Origin of the sequence: Roseivivax sp. THAF30 (assembly GCF_009363575.1) — a bacterium.
Lineage (GTDB): Bacteria > Pseudomonadota > Alphaproteobacteria > Rhodobacterales > Rhodobacteraceae > Roseivivax > Roseivivax halotolerans.
Map to the genome: position 1 here is coordinate 13,118 of NZ_CP045391.1, position 18,643 is coordinate 31,760.

Sequence of the window (18,643 nt, forward strand, 5' to 3'; positions counted from 1 at the left end):
TGGCTTTGCTGGGATCAGGCGAGCGTTGCGATATTGTCCACGTTCTGCCTGACGTGCGCGCGCACGACATTTTCTACCGCTTCGGTATCTCCGATCTTCACGGTGTCAACAATGGTTCTGTGTTCGAGTCCCGCAATTTCGAATTCGCGGGACTCTGCGTAGAACTTACGGAAGTAGGGGCGTAGCATAAGGCGCATACGCTGTGCCTCCTGAATTAGAAGAGGTTTCTCACAGCAGGCGGTCAGATAATTGTGGAACTCATCATGTGCGGTGATCCACGCCGATAAATCTTCTTGTACATTGTCCATCCGCCAAAGAAGATGCTCAAGTTCGGCAATTTGGGTTGGACCAATAATCGGGAGCGCCATACGTGCCGCTAAACCTTCTAGAACTGCCCGCATTTCAATCAACTCAACAACTTCTTCCGTAGTAAACTCCGCGACCGAGGCGCCCCGATTGGCGACGATCGTCACAACGCCGTCGCCTTCGAGTTGCCGAAGTGCATCGCGTACTGGCATCCGGCTAATCCCCAGATCTTCTGCCACAGTTTCCGTCGCAACCCGCATTCCGGGCACTAGCTCGCCAGAAAGGATTGCCTCGAGAATATAGTGATAAGCGCGCTCGATCGGCGACATTTTCTTTGATAAGTAGTGTTCTCGTGCCACTGTAAGCATCCTGTGTGGGTCTGGTTCGAACTGCAGAAACGGTCTGGTTGAACTTTAACCTGCCTCCAAGCATTCGCAAATAAGCTCGTAGTAGACCTGTGCGATACCGACAAGGTCTTGGACGAGAACGCTTTCTTCGTCCGAGTGAAACTGGCCTACCTCGCCAGGCCCAAGCATCACCGCTTCGGCCCCCGCACGGGAGAAGAAGCCCGCATCTAGCGCGAAGTTGCATGCAAAAGTCTCGGCCTCTTTGTAACCCGAGCGGGAAAAGGCCGCTTTCAGTTTCTTAGCGAATGTTCCGTTCGGGTCCAGTTCGTTCGGATACATGATCGGGCCTTGTTCGAAGTCCAGGGTCCATGGTTCTTGGATTCTGATTCTCCTAGTCAGGGCTTCGTAGGCTTCTTCTGGCGATTCACCAGGCAGGACGCGCCTGTCATAAGTAATAGTCGCAGTGTCCGGCACCGTGTGGGTGGCATTTGGCAGGGTCTTCAGCGCGGTGGGAGTTAGCGTCGCAGGGCCGAAAACAGGATGATCCGCGACGCCGAGATCAAATGTTTCGAGGTTTTCAAGAATATGGCGAGCGCCGGACAAGGCGTTGATCCCATTCCAGGGCGACGATGAGTGCGCCGCTTTGCCGTGGACGTGAATGTCGAAGTCCACCCGGCCCTTGTTCCCCGTCGCGATTTTACTGTCGGTCCCGATACAGATGCAGGCAAAGTCCGGCATTTCGCCGATGTTTTTCATCGCGGCGCGCACGGCATCATGGCGTCCGGTTTCGCCGGCAGTTGTCAGGACTACGGTCAGACGACCTTTGAGCTTATCTTCGGCGATTGCTTGGCCTAGCGCAGCTAGCACTGCGGTCAAAGCGGTCTTTTGTTCGGCCACGCCGCGGCCGCGAACAGCCGGGCCGTGCGCGGTTTCGATCAACCGCGGCGTAAACGGATCGGTCATCCGATTCGCTGGATGCGTCATTGCGTAAGCTACGAACAGCAGGGAGACCCCGGCATCCCTCGGTCCTGCTTGGGCGATCAGGTTGCCGTGATCATCGAAGTGAACGTCTGCACCGACCTCCTTGAAGCGCGGAGCAGCACATTTCCGGATGAAGTCATGAATTTTAGGGTCTTCTTCCAGCAAATCAGTCTGTTGGCTGGGAAAAGATACGAAGTTTTTTAGCTGTTCGATCAGAGCCGCTTCGCTCAGAAATGAAGGTGTTTGTTGTTGTGGCATAGGTTTGGCCCCTAGGTTTTGAAATCAAGTCTTGCATCTCATATTGGATACATTAATACATAAATACAGATTTGCAACCTCGGAGCGGCTCATGTTGGTCAACATGACGTCGACAAACAAAAAAGTAGGAGATGTACCAATGGGGATTAGAAATATAGCGAAAGCTGGAGCGGTTGCGTTTGCGACCTCTGCGCTTATGGTTGGCGCCGCGTCGGCGCAGGATACCGTCCTGCGTCTGAGCCACACGACCGCCGAAACGATGGATCAAGGATCACACGCATGGGCGATAATCTTCAAGGAAGTAGTGGAGGCGCAGACGTCTGGTGATATCGAAGTGCGCATCCTCGGCGCCAACGCTGCCGGTGCCGAACGTGAACAGATCGAGAAAACGCAAGCCGGCATCAATCAGATCACCATCAACAGTGAAATCCTGATGCCAAGTTTCTTCCCGCCGGCGCGGGTCTTGGGCATTCCGTTCCTTTTTAAATCCGACGCTGTGGCGTGGGAAGTGCTAGACGGCCCCTTTGGTGACGAGTTCGAACAAGCTTGGCAGGAGGCTACGGGTCTACGCGTGCTCAGTATCTTCAACGCTGGTTTCCGCAGTTTCTTTAACAGCGATCACCCGGTCCATGGCCCCGCAGATCTGGCCGGGCTCAAGATTCGCACCGGTGAGAACGATGCGCACATTGCCATGGTGAAGGAACTGGGGGGAAGTCCGGTACCAATTTCCTGGTCTGAAGTCTACACGTCGCTGCAGCAGGGAGTGGTCGACGGGATGGAGAACCCTCCCGGCCTAGCCTATGCCATGAAGTTTCATGAGCATCTGGATTATCTGACGCTTGACCGTCACTTGTTCAGTATCCATGCCGCAATGATTAATGAGGGCGCATATCAGTCGCTCACCGATGAGCAAAAGCAAATCGTTCAGGAAGCGGCGAAGACCGCGAACATCGTTGCCCGCGCCACCGTGCTTTTGGACGAGCGTCATGCGCTCGCGGACTTGGAGGACGCTGGAATCGAAATCTATTCGCCGACCCCGGAAGAATACGCTCAGTTTCGTGACCTCGGGCGCCCAGTTGTCGAGCAGATGGTTCGTGACGAAATCGGTGACGAATGGGTGGACACCCTGCTGGGTGCCATTGCCGACGCAGAAGCGAATGTTGGGCAGCCCTAATCGTGCACCGATAGGCGCAAAATAATAGGAGTGACCCCAGTATGCTTGGAAAAATCGACAACTCAATCCTGCTTGTGACTAGAAGCGCAGTGGTTCTCTTGCTGGCAGCGATGTTTGGTGCGACGCTTGCCGGGGTCTTCTTTCGATATGTTTTGAACGATGCGCTCGCCTGGTCCGAGGAAGTCGCCCGCTATTGCATGGTGTGGCTATCCCTTCTCGGCGGAGGGCTCGTCTTTCGGGGAGGTGGCCATATCGCGGTCGATCTGCTTGTTTCGCGGATCGGATCGCGGAGTCTGCGGACCGCGGTGATCCGACTTGCACAGGCCATCGTGGCTGTGGTGCTTGTAATCTTGCTTTGGCAGGGATTTGAGTTGACGGCCCGTGGTAAGTATATGACCACCGCGGCACTAAGCCTACCCATGTACATACCCTATGCCGCGCTTCCAGTTGGTGGGCTCCTGATGCTCTATCACCTTATAGCTGCCGAATTCTTCACGCGCGACGACAACCCTGGGCCTCGGTCCAGGTTGGACGACGCGCCATAACTGGGAGACCCGCAAAGTGCTTGCTCTCACCCTCTTCGTGTCAATGCTGGTTTTCCTGCTCATGGGCGTTCCTGTTGCATTCGCGATTGCAGCCGCAGCGCTGCTGACTGTTGAATTTCTTCTGCCATCAATGCCGCTCGTGTTGTTGCCGATGAGTATGTTCAACGGTATGGACTCCTTTCCCATGATGGCGATCCCGTTTTTCGTTCTCGCCGGCGAATTAATGAATCGGGGCGGCATTTCGATGCAGTTGGTGCAGTTCTCACAGTCTGTTGTCGGGCATGTTCGCGGTGGTTTGGGGCACACTAACATCGTTTCGAACGCGATCATGTCATCGATATCTGGATCAGCACTTGCCAATATCGCGGCGGTGGGCCGTGTAATGATCCCCGCGATGCGCAAGGACGGCTACGACCAGTCCTTTGCCACGAGCATTACGATCGGGGCGTCCTTGCTCGGACCGATCATCCCTCCGAGCATAACAATGGTGATTTTCGCGGTAACCGCAAACCAATCAGTCGGGGCACTGTTCCTTGCCGGAATCGTGCCGGGCCTGTTGATCTGTTTCGGGATGATGGCCGTGGTCTACGTGCGCTCTAGGCAACGCAATTTTGGCACGATTGTCCCATTTTCTTTCAAACGTGTCTGGACCGAGTTTCGCGGCTCGATCGTAGCCCTTTTTATGCCCTTCATTATTCTAGGCGGGATATTTGGCGGAATCATGACCCCGACCGAAGCGGCGGCGGTCGCGGCTTTTTACGCGTTGGTCGTAAGCGTGGTATTTTATCGCACCATCACCATCAAGGATCTGTGGAACGTTGCGCTTTCGACCGCCAAGACAACGAGTTTTATCATGCTGGTAATTGGCGCGGCGCGGGTGTTTTCGGACGTGATGCTGTCGGAGGGTGTCCCCGGGCAAATCGCTCAGGCGTTGCTGGGGCTGTCGGCTAATCCGATCATCCTACTGTTGCTGATCAATTTGCTACTGCTGATCGTTGGCTTCGTCATGGATACTACAGCTGCAATAATCATCCTAGTACCGGTCTTGATGCCGGTCGCTATAGAACTCGGGATTGACCCAATTACATTTGGCGTCCTGATGAGTATCAACCTTGTAATTGGCATGGCTACACCGCCAGTTGGCGTGGCGCTTTTTCTGGGAAGCGAAGTATCAGGCTTGCGCGTCGAGCAAATTGCAGGGCCAGTAGCTCTGATGCTCACCGTTCACCTTGCAGTTTTAATGTTGGTCACCTTTGTGCCGGCTGTAAGTATCTGGCTGCCCGGACTGTTTGGATATTGAGGCTACAATGAAATCTTATGCTTTCGAATACACTCGTGTCTCATCGCTTGATGAAGCGCTGGAATGCCTGAAAGAGGACGAAGAGGCTAATATCATCGCGGGGGGCCAAAGTTTAATGCCGATGCTGGCAATGCGCCTTGCTGCACCGTCCCGGCTGGTGGACATTGGTGGGTTGAAAGAGTTGCGTGGTATTGAAGTTGCGGAGAATTGCGTACGGATCGGCGCTCTCGCTCGCCATGTTGAGGTGCTGAATAGTGACGTGATTTCATCCTCAGTGCCCTTGCTGGCTCGCGCGATCCGTGAGGTGGCGCACCCCGCAATTCGAAATCGTGGCACCTTCGGGGGCAGTGTCTGCTTGGCCGATCCGGCAGCTGAGATACCTGCTGTCTGCGTTGCCTTAAACGCCGCATTTGAAGTGGCTGGGCCAGATGGTCGACGGATGATCCCAGCTCGCGAGTTCTTTGTCGATGTATATGAAACCGCACTGCTTCCGGGCGAGGTAATGATCGCGGCGGAGTTACCAGTATCCGTGCCAGGCGATCGGGTGGCCTTTCACGAGCTTGCGCGAAGACATGGTGACTTTGCCATTGTCGGCGTCGCCCTACGAGGAAATATTCTAGAGAACATTCTGCAAGAACTGGACATTTGCGTATTCGGCGCATCATCAAGCGCGTGTCTCGCGCCAACGGCCGCGCGGGAACTCGTCGGGATACCCTTTAGTCTCGAGGCGGTTGAAGCTGCTTGTGCCTCGCTGTCTCAGGTTCTTGTGCCGCAGGAAGATGCGCAGGCAACGAGCGAGATGCGCTGCCATCTGGCTCGAGTACTGTTGCGTCGCGGATTGGCAGACTTAATGAACAATGAGGCCCTAAGATGAGCGAAATTACGCAAACCGTTACCTTAAGGGTCAATGGCGAACCGCAAGTAGTTACTGTTCCAACCCGAAAGCATCTCGCCGACCTCTTGCGCGAAGATTTGGGGTTTACCAGTGTACATGTTGGCTGTGAACATGGGGTCTGCGGATCCTGTACCGTTCGAATTGACGGAGCCATTCAGCGCTCGTGTCTTGTCCTTGGCGTGCAGGCCGAAGGCGCACAAGTCGAGACCCTCGAGTATCTGTCGACACAAGACACGACGGGAGATCTGGTTGAGGCTTTTGTGTCCGAAAATGCGCTGCAATGCGGTTTTTGCACGCCAGGGATGATAATTTCGTGTGCAGCCTTGCTTGCTGAGACACCTAGTCCGTCCCGGGAACAGGTGCGTGATTTTCTGTCTGGTAACTACTGCCGTTGCACAGGGTATCAGGCAATCGTGGAAGCGGTCATGAAAGTGGCAGCCGCGCGTCGTATCGAGATTGGAGAAAAAGTATGAGTAGGGTTCTGCTTCGCGCACCAATCGGACAGTCTCTTCCGCGTGAACGTGCCCGTCGTTTTGCTTCGGGTCGAGGACGCTACACGGACGATTGTGCGATTCCCCGTGGTCTGCACGCGGCCTTTCTGCGTTCGCCTATTGCCCGGGGCGATATTGTCGAGATCAACATTCAGGCGGCGCGCGAGACTGATGGTGTCCTGCTGGTCCTGACTCACGAAGAGATTGCCGGTCACTATTCACCCTGGGAGGCGAACAACCAGTTGCTGCCGGACATGAAGTCGCCAGAACAGCCAGCCCTACCGTCCCGGCGGGTGAACTATGTCGGCGAACCGTTAGTCATGGTCGTGGCGACGAGCCGCGCGATTGCCGAGGACGCGGTCGAACAGGTTTTCGCGGATATCGAACCGCTTGAAGCCGTGGCGAGCATCGATGCCGCTTTGGATTCTAATGTCGAAGCCATACACGAAGGTACTCCAGACAACGTTTGTGCGGACCTGACTTCAGGCAACGGCGCGTTTGGCACGCCCTTCGTTAAAGCCGATTTGGTACTGGAAGAGACGCTGGACTTTGGGCGGCACACGGCGTGTACACTTGAGACGCGTTCAATGGTCGCCGACTATGACCCCAGTACCGGATCGCTGCATCTCCGTATTTCACATCAATGCCCGCATCAGCTCCAAGCCGAGTTGGCGAGAATCCTTCGCTTGCCGCAACACCGGGTCCGGGTGTCCTCCGAAGATGTAGGCGGGGCGTATGGACTAAAGCAGCAGCTTTACCAGGAAGACGTCCTTGTCTGTCTAGCGGCCATGCAACTTGGCCGTCCGGTGCGCTTCGTCGCTGATCGGATGGAAGCCTTTGCAAGCGACAACCATGCGCGTGAACACAGAGTGACCGCGCGGGTCGCAGCCACGTCAGAGGGGCGTATCACGGGGTTCGAGATCGATGATCTTTTCCCGATTGGTGCGTTTCCGCAGTATCCCCGCACATCTTTGGGTGAGGGCAACCATGTGCTACGCATGTCGGCAGCCGGCTATGACATCGTCGACATGCGGTCGCGCTTGCGGTTGCTATTTCAGAATAAGGCACTAGTGGGGCATTATCGCTCGGTCGGGCACCCTATAGCATGTGCCATCACCGAGCACATGGTGGATCGGCTCGCCCGGGAGCTGAGGCTTGCGCCGGAGGCGGTTCGCCGCCTGAATTTCCACGAGGACACCTCTTACCCGCTTGACACACCGACCGGAGTGCACCTGCATTACCTGTCTCAACACGCCTGTCTTGATCAACTCTTGTCCGATATGGACATTGGAGCTCTTCGGAAAGAGCAGGATGCATTGCGGCTAAAGGGAATATATCGTGGTATAGGTATTGCGAGCTTTGTTGAGCTGACTGGAACCGGCAATGGATTCTATGGCCCCGGTGGGATTGACGTTTCTGGGCAAGACGGCTGTACGCTAAAGATGGAACCTTCGGGCCACGTGAGATGTATGCCTAGTGTAACGGATCAGGGCCAAGGAACCGATACAGGTATCGCTCAAATCGTGGCCTCTGTGCTGGGCTGTGTTATCGACGATATTAAGGTCCTAAGCGGGGACAGCGAAACGAGCCCCCATGGCGGTGGGGCATGGGCATCTCGGGGCATATCAACTGGTGGTGAAGCGGCGTGGCATGCTGCCATGGAACTGCGCGATAACCTCTTGGCTGTCGCAGGCCACCTTCATCAAAGGCAGCCTAAGGATCTAGAACTCTCGGAAAATCACGTGGTGGATGCAGATGGTACTCAGTTAATGGCGACTTCCGAGGTCGCCCATATCTGCTATTTTCGCCATGACATTTTACCAGATGATATGGCGACGGAAATGACCGTCACACGTCATTCGGTGCCAAAGGCGCAGCTATTCCAGGCCACCAATGGTATTCAAGCAGCCCATGTCGAGGTGGATATCGAGACAGGGTTTGTACGGCTATTGGAACACTGGGTTGTGCATGACGGTGGAACCTTGATCAATCCGGCTCTGGTCGAAGAACAGATTCGCGGAGGAGTAGTGCAGGGGCTTGGAGCCGCGTTATGGGAGGAAATTCGCTATGATCAGGACGGTCAGCTTCTAACTGCCAGCCTCGCGGATTATCTTGTGCCAATGGCGTCCGATGTACCCGACATTCACGTGTCCCATGTTACTTCTCAAACCGCTGAAGGAGTGCTTGGTGCAAAAGGTGTCGGTGAAGCCGGCGTAGCCGGCGCTTCGGGGGCGGTTTTGAATGCTGTGAACGACGCGCTGTCGCCTGTTGGAGCAATAGTTCGCAAATTTCCGATTTCACCCCGTGTCGTTCTAGAAGCTCTTTGGAGTGGGAGGAAACCATAGTGAACCACGTTGTTCTAATCTCGACGGGGGGAACCATTGCTTCAAACGAGAACGCTGACGGAAGTGCCGTAACCGCAGATTTGAATGGTCATGATCTATTGGCCAGCCTGCTAGATCGGCATCAAATGCCCAAGATTGAAATTCGAAAATTTGCATCAGTGAACAGTTTTGCGATGGATCTAGAGATTGCGTATCGTCTTTGCTGCGAAATCGCGGAGGCGCTTTCTGATCCTGATACCGCAGGCGTAGTGGTGACACATGGTACGGATACCATGGAGGAAACTGCATACTTGTCAGATCTATTGGTCGGATCGAACAAGCCGGTGGTCTTCACTGGCGCGCAAAGGCACGCCGGTGAAGCAGACACTGATGGTCCTCGTAACCTGCGTGATGCCATCCTTTGTGCCAATGACCCTTCTTTGCGCGGCTATGGTAGCGTGATCGTATTTGAAGGGGAAGTCCACGCCGCCCGCGACGTCAGCAAAACCCACACTTCACGCGTGGACGCCTTTCGCTCTGCCGGTCTTGGTAAGCTCGGAGAAGTAGATCATGGCGACGTTTGGATGTATCGTAAACCGCTTCAACGTTGTTTCATTCGGACCGAGAAACTTGAGCCACGCGTTGAAATGGCTCTCTGCGGGTTGGGTGCTACCCCGACCTTTCTTGACTACTGTGTACAGGCAAACGTTCGTGGCCTAGTCGTATCAGCCTTTGGTAGAGGGAACGCGCCCAAGGGTTTTGCTGAAGCCGCGAGTAGATTGATTCAGCAAGATATCCCAGTTGTGGTGGCTTCGCGATGCAGCGAGGGACGGACCTCACCTATCTATGGCGGCGATTCCGGTGGCGTCACTCTCGAAAACATAGGCGTACTATTTGCTGGAACCCTGTCAGCAGTTAAGGCGCGGATGTTGCTAAGTGCGAGCCTTGGAGCGGGTGCATCATTCAATGAATTGGCTACACAATTTGAAATGGCGAACAGGAACACGTCACCACTCCTCGCGGATAGCTCAGAATAGGGTGAAATATACCAAATGTTTAGTGAAGCAGAATTAGCTGAAGCAGTCGCATGGCGTCATGATTTTCACCGTCACCCTGAACTAGCCTTTGAGGAGGTCCGCACCTCTCGTAAAATAAGCCAACTTTTATCGGGGTGGGGCTGGAGCGTCTATGGGGGGCTCGCGCGTACGGGCGTTGTAGCGCGCCTTGGCCAAGGTCCGGGAATTGCTCTCCGTGCCGATATGGATGCGCTACCGATCAACGAAGTAAGCACCTTTGAGCATCGCTCGACCATTCCAGGACGAATGCATGCTTGTGGCCACGACGGCCACGTTGCTATGTTATTGCTTGCAGCTCGTCGGCTTGCAGAAATCGACTGGAAAGACCGCTCGATCACTCTTATTTTTCAGCCTGCTGAGGAAAATGAGGGTGGGGCACGCGCGATGGTTAGGGAGGGATTATTCAAAAAATTCCCATGTGAAGCTGTGTACGCTATTCACAATTGGCCTGGATTGGATGTCGGGAAGTTGGTCGCGAATGACGACCGTATGATGGCCGCGTTTTCTCTATTTCGAGTGGTTTTGACCGGTCAAAGCTGTCATGCGGCGATGCCCAATCAAGGTAGTGACGTGTTGGCCGCTGCGGGGCGTCTTGTGGCAATGCTGCAGGAAGTGCCAACCAGAAGGCTTTCGCCCCATGAATCGGCAGTCGTTTCAATTACCCAACTTCATGGAGGTCAAGCCTTTAACGTTTGCCCTGACAGGGCGGAATTAGTAGGCACGCTACGGTGGTTTGGGGAAGAAGGCAGAGGCTTGCTAACCCAGGCATTGGAGGAGGTCTCCAATGGCGTCGCCTTGGCCCATGGTTGCGAAGCTGCAATCCATTTCGAGAACTCTTACCCCGCGACAATTAATAGCGCCATTCATGCTAGGCTGGTATGTAGCATCGCTGAAAAGACTGGGTTGCAACCTATTCAAGCGCCACCAAGTATGGCCTCTGAGGATTTTTCGTTTATGCTGAACGAGCTTCCTGGTGCATATATCTGGCTCGGCGCTGCGAAGTCTGACCAGAACCCTATGCTGCACGCTCCGAATTTCGATTTTAACGATTCTGTATTGGCTCAAGGTGCCGAGCTATGGGTGCGGTTGGCTACGCAGTTATAATGTCTCAGTTTAAGTGGGTTCGACCTATAAGAATAGGCATTGCACCAAGTCGCGGTAGCTCAATCGCTCCTAAATGATACAGAATTTGAAAGCCAGAGGAAGGGAAGCCCAGGTGCCGGGCTTAAAAGGATAGAGAGAGGCTCATCCGGGTTCGGCGTGACAAGGACCCTGTCCATGGCCAAGACCGCTATCCGCCACCGCGAAGAAAATCGACGGCAACGGATCAGCCGCGCCTGACGGCGCCGCCGACTGAGCTACTTCCCATCTCTTGGACAATTTCCGGCGTAGATTAAGCTACTCTCTGCTCCTGCTGATCAGGTTGGTTTTTGTCATTTCTCAGCCAATAGACCACGGCTGGCGGTCTGCCGCCAAGGGCGGAATGGACCTGCCACGTTTTCGTGCCACTCCAAGTGCTCGTTTAAGCCACCTTCCGTTCAAAAGCGACCGGGCTTTTCCAGCCTAGTGCTGAGTGCCGTCGACGTGGATTGTAGAAGCCATTGATATTTTCGAAGATCGCCATCTCGGCTTGCCACCAGTTCTCGATCTTACGGCGTTCTTGCAGTGATAGTTGCGTGTAAACGGCTCCCATGCGATATTCTCCTATTAGATAACTCATTGTTTTCTAATAGGAGTCGCACTTCAGGGTAGCGCGCTCCGACATACAAATCAAAAACGCATAAGGTTTATTATGTTAAGTAATGGCAAGAAAACCAACGGCTACGTCGTTCGCCCGGTTACTGGGTACTCTGCATGGTCAAGTCTTTCACTGAAAAAGAACCTTGCACACCCAAGCCATTTTGAACCTATACTAATGTAGACCGGACGCGGTGCAGGTGCAGCCAAGACGCTGCCATGACGCCCGAGCGCTGTGCTCGCTGAAGGTCACGAACCTGAAGCGATCACAGTGATTGGAGCGAACGTGAATACCCAGTACATGCAGAATGCGCCCGCCAACCTTGCGGTTGTCGTGGGGAACATTGACCCTGAAGCAGTCAAAGTTTTTTTCCGCGACAACCGGCTTGTTCAGTATCTCATCCGGCGTCATGCTGGCGAAAAGTTGTCGGACGAAATCTATGACCAGATCTACGCGGAGGTCTGCATCCAACTTCTCAAGGCCAAGCCCGGTTCCTACGACCCGGACTACGCGCCGTCGACGTATCTTGCAAACATCGTCAAAGAGGCCCGGCGCGTAGTCCTGGCCGAGCAGCCCATGATTTATCGCCCGCGATCCGCGCCAGCAGACACTGTGTTTACCTTTGATGAATATATTGATGAGACAGACGATTGTGATGGCGCCCCCAATATCGGCATGCGCGCTTCAGATGTCGAAAACTACCTCGATGCGCAGCACGTTCTGGAAATGGCCCCTGCCCTGCTGCGAAATCTTTTGATCGAAGTCCATTGGAACGGAGCATCGTTCAAGGAAGCCTGCGACGAGACCGACGTTGAACGGACACGTGCATATCGCGCGCTCAATGCGTTCCGGCAGAGGCTGAACTAGAACGACTGTGGACAGTCCCGTCCTCGAGGGGCAGCACAAACTGCCCCTCACCGTCACTGGCAAGTTCGTCAGACACCGATTTCGGACCCAATGGCAACAATCGTGCCGCCAGATCGTCGCGTCCCACGCGCCCGATCAACCAACGACGGATCCAGGCTTTCGAAATCGCCTTGGCCGAATTGGTCCCGGTCAGTTTGCAACCATAGAGGATACGCGGTGTTGAGTGTGCCAAAACCCGGTCACTTTCTATGCCCAGGGCCTCGAGACCTTCGCGGATCTGGCGCATCCTCGGGTTGGTTCCCTCGCCAAATCGGCTGTTGATCCGTCGCGCCCCGTGAAAATCAACGCTGGCGTCCCGCAAGCACTCTACAGTCGCGTTCGACAAATGAACCGAACCAAATCCACGTGTTTTTCCGATCCTCTGCCAGGAGATGTCGTTCGAGAGCTCTGGATGGTCCTCACCAGATAATCTCAGGCGGTTGTACTGCGAACTTCCGGCGTTGCCATAGAGGCTCGACGTGGTCAGACACGTGAGTTCGGCTTCTTTCACTACTGGTCTGCCAGCCATCTGGCTGGCAATGATACTGGCTTGACCGCCATATCGTGTGCGATAAGCGTTCTGGATTTCCTTGCTGGTTAAAAGCAGAGTGACCAATTTTCCGCCAATCAGTTGGTTGTACGGCGGGATGGCACCGCAAATTGCGACATCCATGAGTTGGGATGAAACCGCCAGCTTGAGGCGTTCTCGGGCGATTGTCGTTAGAAAGCGATCCCCTTCTCGCTTGTCCAAGAATTCTAACAAGGCCTCGCGTGAAAGCTTCTTCCGGCTGACGCTCATTAGAGACCTCTTGGCGTCCAGTAACGAAACCAAGACTTCGGCGCGTTTCTTGATGAACAGTGGATCAGATGAGGCCTCCAACCAATCTGTTTCGGGTAGTGCCTCCTTTACCGCTCCTCGGGTGAGGTAGGTGCTTTCTTCGCCGGAATGAACTTCTTCGAGAAGCCGTGCCCTCAGGGCATCAGCGCCAGCTGCCTTTCTTTCAAGCAGAATGATGTCATCCTTGGTTGGCTTCTTTACAGCCTCAGCAGAGATCAGATCGTCATACCGTATCCCAGAAATGGCGTTTTCCAGTACTGCCATTGCTTGGGCTAGCCATTGTTTTACACTTTGAGTCTCATCTTGACGCCCTTGCCGCAATGCATCGGCCGACCAGCCAAACCAGGCATCGCGCTGAAGAAGCCGCATGACCGGGCTGGCCAGAAGCGCAATCCCGATCACCGGGCGATTTGGACGCGCTCTGTTCCGAATGATGATCGGCATTGTCCGCCCGGGTGTTGGGCGATACTCAAGCGACCATGTGTGGCGAAAGTACCTCCAAACATCGAGGCTGTTTAGACCGGTTACGTCATCGGTTACATCGCGTGCGCAAACGACGACTTCGGGATCAATGACCTCGGCCAAGCTTTCGACGGTGTGCGGTCGCGCCTGCAGTTCCTTCAATAGATCGGCACCGCTATCTATGAGGCTGAGAACACCGCCGCGTTCCATGGAATTTAAGAAACTGCGGACGCTAGGTTCCTGCACTTGCTTGTCTCGGCCCTTGCGAAGTGAACGTCGAAGGCGCTCCTTGTGCTTTCTTGGGTCAAACTCGACATCCGTCCGCAACTCTGAAGGAACAACGTAGATGTCACCCTTTTCGGCTGTGACGAGCCAGTCCTGATCCAGCAGGTCCGCAAGAATCAGAGCGACCGCACAAACCCTGCGCATATGGCGTGTCGATCGCCACTTCCTGTCCAAAGACCGCAATTGGTTTGCCAGTTCCGTCGGACAAGAGCGTCTCCAATGCGCGATGTATGATTGAACGATCTCCTTCTCCCAGCGACTGAGCGCCATCCCAAGGGGCTCGAATTCTTTGCCCGCTTCGATCTCTCGGATCGTTTCCTTTACATTGCCACTCACAGGTTTTGCTCTGCCGTCTCTGCGGACTCAACAACGCCCGCCGGGTCAAAGTACCGTTCGGTCATCGTGGTGCAGGCAGTTTCTAACCGTTCGGACCACCTTTTGATCTCGGCGCGATAGAATGCGGCGTGCTCTTTGGTTCCGAGAACGATCCGCTCTGCGATAACAAAGAGCGTCAGTTCCCAGGCCCGTCTGGTTTGTGGCGTTGCCTCTGGATGAAAGTAGACTGTTTGGTACCAAGGATGGCTTGTGTTCAGCCAAAGCATCGTTGTCGGGCCGAAACTTTCTACTGAGAAGAAGGGATCACCGGGTACGTCACGGTGCCCCAATTTGTAGGATTTTCCTTCAAGCGATGACTTCAGTGATGAGAGCGCCACGTCAAATGGCACGACTCCATGTGCATCCTGTCGTTTGGCCTCTTTTAGGAGATCGCTGTCGTCTTGACGTGATACCAATCGTTCGAGATCGCCGGGAGGTAGGTCTCGCTTGACGTCTTCCATCACCCATTCGGAAGGTAGGCGGCCATCGGCCGCCGCCTCGTCTTTCAGTGTCGCCTCTTGCTGGTTCTCCTTGTAGAGACGTCTCAGTTGCGCAATTGCCTGCTCAACACCCGCCTCGCGCAGGTGGTTCCACATGCGTTCGGACAGATCGACACGTTGTTTGGAGGTGTTGACGGCAAACTCGTCATCCAATGTTGCAGGGAAGTCAATCTCCACTCGCACGTGGCGGTCATTGTTCTGGAAACTCGTCCACGGGGTGGAATTCTTGACCTCAATCACGCGACCGTTCCGACACACGATTACACCGTTGTAGTCCCGCATGACATGGAAACGTGGACTCAGATTGGCCGACGAAGTGCCTTTTTTTGACTTGTCGATGAGCTGAAATCCGTAGGGAAGATAGGAAAGGCGGACATGGATGACGCCGCCAGACGTTCCATCTTCCTTGGGTTTTACCTTCACATCGATCGGAGGGATAGGGACGGCGCGGTCTTCGTCGAAATCGTACCAGCGGCACCCAGGAGTGAGGAACAGCGGGTCTATGGGCTCGACGATGCGCCCGTTGACGGTGATTTGGCAGCGCTCAGAGATCTTGTGATAGATCACGCCGAACTGGGTCAGAAGCACATCGACGATCTTTGAGGTCGTGCGGCGGTCGATTTTGTCCAATTTGTCGATGAGGACAACTGTTCCGGTGAACGTGTCTGGATCGCTGTGCTCGCCAATCGCTTCGGCAACGAAGTCTGGCAGTGTTGCCTTTACGGCCTTTGGCACAACAATGAGGCCGTGTTCATTGGTGTATCGTCCAGCGGCGATTTCATCTAAATCCACGGTTACCGAAGCCCAACCCGCCCCCGCAGGTCGGGAAAACACGGTGAACGACCGTCCTTGCGACACACAGGCGCTTGGGAGACCATAGCCAAAGCGGCCAAAGCCGTTCCGGTCGTTTTCGCGGTGCGTTCCTCCCCAAAGCACTGCCGCCCGAAGCATGCGCGAACTCATGCCATGCCCGTCGTCAATCACCGCTAGGCGCGCGGGTTTCTTGTCCGAGCGATCATAACCGAAGACGATGTCTGCGCGCGTGGCGCCAGCTTGTTCAGAGTTGTCGATGAGTTCACAGAGCGCGGTGGCTGTGCTCTTGTACCCGATCTCACGCATGCCGCGCACGAAGGCGGCTCCGACAGCCAGCGAAAACGGGAATTTTTCTTTGGAGAGCGTATCAACATACGCCTCCTGGGCGGTGAAGCCCGGAGAGGAGTTCGTCATGTCTTACCCCTGCCTTGGTGCAGCGACCATTACGCCGCGGGCGTGAAGGTTGAATTCGGACAGAGTCCGTTCACAGTATCGGTCGTGATGAGTCGATCTGTGCAGGTGTTGTGTAATCGGCTAAACGAGGGATGGCAAACGGGGAGAGATTATGCAGACCATCTTCTGTGTCTACGAAACTGAGGAACGCTTTCCCAGATTCCTGCGGTCTGCACCCGATGCCGAGGCCGCCTTCCAGGACATACTGGCGAACGCCTTGGACGGTCACGAAGATGACCTGTCCGCCTGGGTGGCGTCGTGTATTGCGGACGGAAAGCGCATTGCGCGGTACGATCTTCAAGTCGATGTAGAAGACACTGATGCGCAGTTTTTTCTCGGATATTGGGAAGGCCAGTTCGCAGACCTTGTGCGTGCTGGGGCGGCCGAGGGTCACTCAATGGACGAAGATGAACTTGCTTCGGCCCGGCGTGTCTTGGAGGCAATTGAACAGCGAGAAGGCCAGACCTAGCCAGGTCTGGCCTTCGGTTTCGTCAGCGTGTCGCGGCCTTAGGCTGCGTCCTCGTCCGGTTCTCCGTCGGGTTCCAAATTCTCGTCCGGATCCTCTGTATCGGCAATACCGTTTTCCAGGATTGTCAGAGCGTTTCTCAAGAACGGCGACCATTTGTCGATGCGTTGAGCGCTATAGAACAACTCGAGCATTTCCTCCGCTTCCAACTCTGACTGTGACAGCATGAGAAGCAATAGATCGATCGTGTCCCGAGCCCTTTCACCGCCGAAGTTCTGGACCAACTGGCTATACACGTGAGTGTAGAAGGGATGGGTGGTATTGATTTTGGCCACCACTTGCCCGTTGTGCCCATACTCTGGCATATAGAATGGCCCGTTCGGGTCTTCAGCAAATGCCACACGATAAGGCCGACGGCGGCGTTCTTCCTTCATGGCTTCTTCGATTTCAGAGGCCTGTTTTTTCGTCTCTTTTGCGCGCCGCGCAACTTCGATCTTGGTGACTTCGTCGACGCTTTCTTGCTTGGTGTCCGGAACTGCCGGCGGTCGTCCGCTCACAACGTTGGCAGCAGCCGCGGCCAATTCACCTGTGGTAGGCTTGCTCTCTCGTGCTTTGTCAGCCTCCTTGGCTTTTTCGGTTTGCTTTTTCCGACGCGCTTTTGACTGCCAGTTGTTTTCACGCATGAGGGCTTCATCAACCCCTTCTTGGGACAGAATGCGCCAAACATCTTCCAGTGGCCTCACCGTCTGCTTGTCATTCGTGATCCCGAAGACGTCATCAAGGCTCGGTTCAAAGCTAACCTCGATGCCCCAGTGGTAGGCGTAGCCCTGCAACAAGGGCCAATTTCCCAGGCCAGACGCCTGATCTTTTGCCGACCTCGGGAAAGCATCAAGAGTTTCGATCTCGCGGCCGGCGCGCACGAAACACATGCCTCGCCGAGACTTTCGGATTTCAAAGCGGCGGTTAGCGTCGGTGAGCCCTTTCTTCTTCTTAGCTTTCGACTCTGCAAAACCAACTGGCAACCTGACAACCCGGATGTGGGCAACGCCTGTGGCGATTGTTTTTTCGCCCTCAACATCCAAATCGTCGTCTTTCTCCGGCTTCGACAAATGCCGACCACCTGTCTCTTCGTCGATGAAGTAGCGGAGAGGCAACGATCTTTCGAATGTCACGGTCGCACCACCTTCATCTTCGGGCACGAAATACTTCATGCCAGGTGACGTGAAGAGCGGATCCACGGCTTCCACCTCTGTCCCATCCACCATCAATGTGAAGTTCTTCAGGTGATTACGATAGGTCGATCCAAAGTCATCGATGAGAAGGCTCTTGAGATCCGGTGCCATCCGATACGTCAGTCTATCCGGCTTGTCCCAAACGACGACAGTCCCCGTTTCGAACATTCGATCTTGGCGTTTGAGAGCATCACTCACAAAATCTGGAAGTTCGCCTTCGGTCGGCTCGGGAATGGATTGCAACCCGTGCTCGTCGAAAGCGTCAAGATCAAGTTCCACCACCGTGATCGGTTCGCTCGCGTCGGTTCGCGTGTAGACCGCAACTTTGGTGGTTTGGTTGATCGAGGCATTCGGCAGCCCGAACCCGAACTTCCCGATGAAGTCGTGGTCGTCGAAGTGTGTGCCTCCACCCCAACTCAACGCATAGCGCGCCATAAGAGGGAGCATTCCCGAGCCGTCATCGATGAAAGCGACGGCTGACACCGCATTTTTACGGTCATGCTTCTTGAGGTGCCTTTGATCCGGGCGGCACAGAACGACATCAACGTGTTTGGCGCCCGCTTCAAGGGCGTTGTCGACAATCTCTCGTGCGGCGGCGGCGGTATTTTTGTACCCGTTTTGCCGCTGCGATTGCAGCGCTTGTTTGGTGTTGAAAAGGGGGAACTGGTAGTTGTCCGGAAGGCGGTCCAGGTATTTTTGCTGGCGCTTGATCTCGGAATTCTGCGAATTGGTCATGTTCGTATCTCCTTGTCATGGCCGTACATCACGGCTGGCGAACACCATTAGTATCGGGTGCAATGGACAGGTTTGTGCAAAAAAAGTCCACGAGATTGCGAGATCAGGTTCGATCCAACGCTGGCACGCCGGCGCGGTCGCGC

Annotated in this window: 16 protein-coding genes; 10 read left to right on the forward strand and 6 right to left on the reverse strand. The window is 54.9% G+C overall.

The features are described 5' to 3' along the window. Window positions 1–14: 14 nt before the first annotated feature. Window positions 15–665: a GntR family transcriptional regulator gene (locus FIU91_RS19050; protein ID WP_172975073.1), complete on the reverse strand. Its 651-nt coding sequence runs from the start codon at window positions 663–665 to the stop codon at window positions 15–17. Between the two features lie 54 nt (window positions 666–719). Further along, window positions 720–1,892, reverse strand: a complete 1,173-nt coding sequence (locus FIU91_RS19055; protein WP_152456294.1) for a M20 family metallopeptidase — start codon at window positions 1,890–1,892, stop codon at window positions 720–722. Window positions 1,893–1,983: 91 nt separating this feature from the next. Here FIU91_RS19055 and FIU91_RS19060 point away from each other — a divergent pair, with 91 nt between their 5' ends. Genes FIU91_RS19060 through FIU91_RS19095 form a run of 8 tightly spaced genes read left to right on the forward strand, consistent with a single transcriptional unit; the run spans window position 1,984 to window position 10,801 of the window. Beyond that, window positions 1,984–3,066: a TRAP transporter substrate-binding protein gene (locus FIU91_RS19060; RefSeq protein WP_152456296.1), complete on the forward strand. Its 1,083-nt coding sequence runs from the start codon at window positions 1,984–1,986 to the stop codon at window positions 3,064–3,066. A 41-nt stretch (window positions 3,067–3,107) separates the two neighbouring features. Beyond that, on the forward strand, window positions 3,108–3,611 hold the full coding sequence (locus FIU91_RS19065) for a TRAP transporter small permease (RefSeq protein ID WP_152456298.1): 504 nt from the start codon (window positions 3,108–3,110) through the stop codon (window positions 3,609–3,611). Between the two features lie 16 nt (window positions 3,612–3,627). Beyond that, window positions 3,628–4,911 carry a TRAP transporter large permease gene (locus FIU91_RS19070; protein ID WP_152456300.1) on the forward strand — a complete coding sequence of 428 codons (1,284 nt, stop codon included), beginning with the start codon at window positions 3,628–3,630 and terminating at the stop codon, window positions 4,909–4,911. Window positions 4,912–4,918: 7 nt separating this feature from the next. Next, on the forward strand, window positions 4,919–5,785 hold the full coding sequence (locus FIU91_RS19075; RefSeq protein ID WP_152456302.1) for a xanthine dehydrogenase family protein subunit M: 867 nt from the start codon (window positions 4,919–4,921) through the stop codon (window positions 5,783–5,785). Beyond that, window positions 5,782–6,279 (forward strand): (2Fe-2S)-binding protein, encoded by a 498-nt coding sequence (locus tag FIU91_RS19080; RefSeq protein ID WP_152456304.1) that lies wholly within the window; start codon window positions 5,782–5,784, stop codon window positions 6,277–6,279. Before FIU91_RS19075 ends, FIU91_RS19080 begins: the two co-directional genes overlap by 4 nt. Further along, complete coding sequence (locus FIU91_RS19085; protein ID WP_152456306.1) at window positions 6,276–8,642, forward strand: xanthine dehydrogenase family protein molybdopterin-binding subunit; 2,367 nt, start codon at window positions 6,276–6,278, stop codon at window positions 8,640–8,642. Before FIU91_RS19080 ends, FIU91_RS19085 begins: the two co-directional genes overlap by 4 nt. Next, the gene (locus FIU91_RS19090) at window positions 8,642–9,658 is read left to right on the forward strand and encodes an asparaginase (RefSeq protein WP_152456308.1); all 1,017 of its coding nucleotides are present in this window, start codon (window positions 8,642–8,644) and stop codon (window positions 9,656–9,658) included. Before FIU91_RS19085 ends, FIU91_RS19090 begins: the two co-directional genes overlap by 1 nt. A 15-nt stretch (window positions 9,659–9,673) precedes the next feature. Then, window positions 9,674–10,801: an amidohydrolase gene (locus tag FIU91_RS19095; protein WP_152456310.1), complete on the forward strand. Its 1,128-nt coding sequence runs from the start codon at window positions 9,674–9,676 to the stop codon at window positions 10,799–10,801. Window positions 10,802–11,219: 418 nt separating this feature from the next. Here the strand turns inward: FIU91_RS19095 and FIU91_RS19590 are convergent, their stop codons facing one another. Next, complete coding sequence (locus tag FIU91_RS19590; RefSeq protein ID WP_172976605.1) at window positions 11,220–11,390, reverse strand: hypothetical protein; 171 nt, start codon at window positions 11,388–11,390, stop codon at window positions 11,220–11,222. A gap of 330 nt (window positions 11,391–11,720) precedes the next feature. Between FIU91_RS19590 and FIU91_RS19100 the strand changes: the two genes are divergently transcribed. Beyond that, the gene (locus tag FIU91_RS19100; RefSeq protein WP_152456312.1) at window positions 11,721–12,302 is read left to right on the forward strand and encodes a sigma-70 family RNA polymerase sigma factor; all 582 of its coding nucleotides are present in this window, start codon (window positions 11,721–11,723) and stop codon (window positions 12,300–12,302) included. On the opposite strand, the gene FIU91_RS19105 is transcribed toward FIU91_RS19100, so the two are convergent. Further along, window positions 12,274–14,262: a Druantia anti-phage system protein DruA gene (locus FIU91_RS19105; RefSeq protein ID WP_152463812.1), complete on the reverse strand. Its 1,989-nt coding sequence runs from the start codon at window positions 14,260–14,262 to the stop codon at window positions 12,274–12,276. The genes FIU91_RS19100 and FIU91_RS19105 overlap by 29 nt on opposite strands. Beyond that, a complete protein-coding gene (locus tag FIU91_RS19110) occupies window positions 14,259–16,028 on the reverse strand; it encodes an ATP-binding protein (RefSeq protein ID WP_152456316.1) in 1,770 nt (589 codons plus the stop codon). The genes FIU91_RS19105 and FIU91_RS19110 overlap by 4 nt, the downstream gene beginning before the upstream one ends. Before the next feature lie 151 nt (window positions 16,029–16,179). Here FIU91_RS19110 and FIU91_RS19115 point away from each other — a divergent pair, with 151 nt between their 5' ends. Then, window positions 16,180–16,536 (forward strand): hypothetical protein, encoded by a 357-nt coding sequence (locus FIU91_RS19115; protein ID WP_152456318.1) that lies wholly within the window; start codon window positions 16,180–16,182, stop codon window positions 16,534–16,536. Between the two features lie 38 nt (window positions 16,537–16,574). Here the strand turns inward: FIU91_RS19115 and FIU91_RS19120 are convergent, their stop codons facing one another. After that, window positions 16,575–18,500, reverse strand: coding sequence for an ATP-binding protein (locus tag FIU91_RS19120; RefSeq protein WP_152456320.1), 1,926 nt, complete (start codon window positions 18,498–18,500; stop codon window positions 16,575–16,577). Window positions 18,501–18,643: the final 143 nt, after the last annotated feature.